The sequence below is a fragment of the Falsochrobactrum shanghaiense genome (assembly GCF_003149535.1).
GTDB lineage: Bacteria > Pseudomonadota > Alphaproteobacteria > Rhizobiales > Rhizobiaceae > Brucella > Brucella shanghaiense.
Map to the genome: position 1 here is coordinate 1 of NZ_QGDB01000026.1, position 2627 is coordinate 2627.

Here is a 2627-nt window from a genome sequence, read left to right on the forward strand (position 1 = left end):
TGATCAAGTCGATCGAGCTATTAGTACCGGTAAGCTGCATGCGTTGCCGCACTTCCACACCCGGCCTATCAACGTGGTAGTCTTCCACGGCTCTGATAGGGAATACTCGTTTTCAGGTTAGTTTCCCGCTTAGATGCCTTCAGCGGTTATCTAGTCCGTATATAGCTACCCTGCTATGCGGCTGGCGCCACAACAGGTCCACCAGAGATACGTCCATCCCGGTCCTCTCGTACTAGGGACAGATCCTGTCAATATTCCTACACCCACGGCAGATAGGGACCGAACTGTCTCACGACGTTCTGAACCCAACTCACGTACCGCTTTAAATGGCGAACAGCCATACCCTTGGGACCTGCTCCAGCCCCAGGATGCGATGAGTCGACATCGAGGTGCCAAACAACCCCGTCGATATGGACTCTTGGGGGTCATCAGCCTGTTATCCCCGGCGTACCTTTTATCCGTTGAGCGATGGCCCTTCCACGCGGGACCACCGGATCACTATGACCGACTTTCGTCTCTGCTCGACTTGTCAGTCTCGCAGTCAGGCAGGCTTATGCCATTGCACTCAGCGAACGATTTCCGACCGTTCTGAGCCTACCATCGCGCGCCTCCGTTACTCTTTAGGAGGCGACCGCCCCAGTCAAACTACCCACCATACACGGTCCTGGACCCGGATAACGGGCCGCAGTTAGACATCCATAAGATTAAGGGTGGTATTTCAAGGATGACTCCACAATGGCTGGCGCCACTGCTTCAAAGTCTACCACCTATCCTACACATAACGTCACGAATGCCAGTGTAAAGCTATAGTAAAGGTGCACGGGGTCTTTCCGTCTAACCGCAGGAACCCCGCATCTTCACGGGGAATTCAATTTCACTGAGTCTGCGTTGGAGACAGCGGGGAAGTCGTTACGCCATTCGTGCAGGTCGGAACTTACCCGACAAGGAATTTCGCTACCTTAGGACCGTTATAGTTACGGCCGCCGTTTACCGGGGCTTCAATTCAATGCTTGCACATCTCCTCTTAACCTTCCGGCACCGGGCAGGCGTCAGACCCTATACGTCGTCTTGCGACTTCGCAGAGCCCTGTGTTTTTGGTAAACAGTCGCTACCCCCTGGTCTGTGCCACCCCCACCTGGTTGCCCAAATGGAGGTCACGCTTCTTCCGAAGTTACGCGTGCATTTTGCCGAGTTCCTTCAACGCAGTTCTCTCAAGCGCCTTGGTATTCTCTACCAGTCCACCAGTGTCGGTTTAGGGTACGGTCTATATGCAGGAGCTATTTCCCGGGACCGCTTCACTGCAAGATCAATCCAATAAGACCTCACAATACACACGATCCGTCACTACCTGCAGGCCCACGAATATTAACGTGGTTCCCATCGACTACGCCTTTCGGCCTCGCCTTAGGGGCCGGCTAACCCTGCTCAGATTAACTTTAAGCAGGAACCCTTGGACTTTCGGCGAGGGAGTCTCTCACTCCCTTTATCGTTACTCATGTCAGCATTCTCACTTCCGATACCTCCAGGATGTCTCACGACTGTCCCTTCACAGGCTTACGGAACGCTCCGCTACCACGCACATACGTGCATCCACAGCTTCGGTGTATGGCTTTAGCCCCGTTACATTTTCGGCGCAAAGACCCTTATTTAGACCAGTGAGCTGTTACGCTTTCTTTAAATGATGGCTGCTTCTAAGCCAACATCCTGGTTGTTTTGGGATCCTCACATCCTTTCCCACTTAGCCATAACTTAGGGACCTTAGATGGTGGTCAGGGTTGTTGCCCTCTCCACGACGGACGTTAGCACCCGCCGTGTGTCTGCCGACTAGTACTCCCCGGTATTCGGAGTTTGGTTAGGATCAGTAAGACGGTGAGTCCCCATAGCCCATCCAGTGCTCTACCCCCGGGGGTATTCGGTCGACGCTCTACCTAAATAGATTTCGCGGAGAACCAGCTATCTCCAAGTTTGATTGGCCTTTCACCCCTAGCCACAAGTCATCCCAATCTATTGCAACAGATACGGGTTCGGTCCTCCAGTACATGTTACTGTACCTTCAACCTGCTCATGGCTAGATCACTTGGTTTCGGGTCTAATCCGACGAACTGAACGCCCTGTTCAGACTCGCTTTCGCTGCGCCTACACCTACCGGCTTAAGCTTGCTCGTCAGACTAAGTCGCTGACCCATTATACAAAAGGTACGCTGTCACCCAGAACAAATCTTGGGCTCCAACTGTTTGTAGGCATTCGGTTTCAGGTACTGTTTCACTCCCCTCGTCGGGGTGCTTTTCACCTTTCCCTCACGGTACTGGTTCGCTATCGGTCATGCACGAGTACTTAGGCTTGGATCGTGGTCGACCCATGTTCAGACAGGATTTCACGTGTCCCGCCCTACTCAAGGACTAAGAGGAGAATTACGTGTACGGGGCTATCACCCACTCCGGCGCACCTTTCCAGATGCTTCCACTTGTCTCATTCCTAGCCACTGGCCTGGTCCGCGTTCGCTCGCCACTACTAGCGGAGTCTCGTTTGATGTCCTTTCCTCCGGGTACTTAGATGTTTCAGTTCCCCGGGTTCGCTTCTAACCCCTATGTATTCAGAATTAGATACCTTATTACGATAACTAGAAA

1 rRNA gene is annotated in these 2627 nt (G+C 52.8%); it reads right to left on the reverse strand.

Features of this window, described 5'->3' with window-relative positions:
• A 23S ribosomal RNA gene (locus DKP76_RS18825) occupies positions 1–2627 on the reverse strand; the annotation flags it as partial.